This is a genomic window from Novosphingobium sp. ERN07 (assembly GCF_012641335.1).
Taxonomy (GTDB): domain Bacteria; phylum Pseudomonadota; class Alphaproteobacteria; order Sphingomonadales; family Sphingomonadaceae; genus Novosphingobium.
The window spans coordinates 1-833 of record NZ_JABAID010000065.1 but is presented as its reverse complement, the minus strand read 5'-3'; the positions used below and the strand labels follow the sequence as shown (position 1 = coordinate 833).

Below are 833 nucleotides of genomic sequence, written 5' to 3'. Positions count from 1 at the left end.
ATTTCCTTGGCTGGGCAAGGAGGCGTGGCATGAAGGCATCGAAGTTCACGGACGCGCAGAAGGCGTTCGTCATCAAGCAGGGTGAGGAAGGTACACCGGTGGCGGAGGTCTGCCGCAAGGCAGGGATCAGCCAGGCGCCTTACTTCAACTGGAAGAAGAAGTACGCGGGGCTGCTGCCAACCGAGATGCGGCGGCTGCGTGAGCTCGAGGAGGAAAACGGCCGGCTCAAGAAGATCGTGGCTGACCTGACGTTCGACCGGGAGATGTTGCAGGATATCGTCCGCCGAAAGCTCTGAGGCCGGATCGGACGCGCGAACTGGTCGGCGGGATGCTGGCGGACTGGGGTGTGTCGATCCGGAGGGCTTGCAAGGTCCTACCGTTCGACACCTCGAGCTACCATTACAAATCCCGTCGCACCGGTCCGGCCGCGATCAAGAAGCGCATCAAGGCCATCTGCGAGACACACGTTCGCTATGGCTATCGCCGTGTCTATCACATCCTGCGCCGGGAAGGCTGGGTAGTGAACGCCAAGAAGGTTTACAGGCTTTACAGAGAGTTGGGTCTGCAGCTGCGTAACAAGACACCCAAACGACGGGTGAAGGCAAAGCTGCGGGAAGACCGTGCTCCGGCAGTCCGACACAACGATGTGTGGGCCATGGACTTCGTCCATGATCAACTTGCGACGGGCCGCAAGCTGCGCATCCTGACCGTGGTCGACACGTTCAGCCGGTTCTCGCCGGTGATCGACGCGCGGTTCAGTTACCGCGGAGAGGATGTCGTGGCCACGCTCGATCGAACCTGTCGGAAGGCGGGTTATCCGAAGACCATCAGGG

1 pseudogene is annotated in these 833 nt (G+C 60.9%); it reads left to right on the top strand.

Features of this window, described 5'->3' with window-relative positions:
- Positions 1 to 29 precede the first annotated feature (29 nt).
- Positions 30 to 833: pseudogene (locus HGI47_RS22095) on the top strand (IS3 family transposase); the annotation flags it as partial.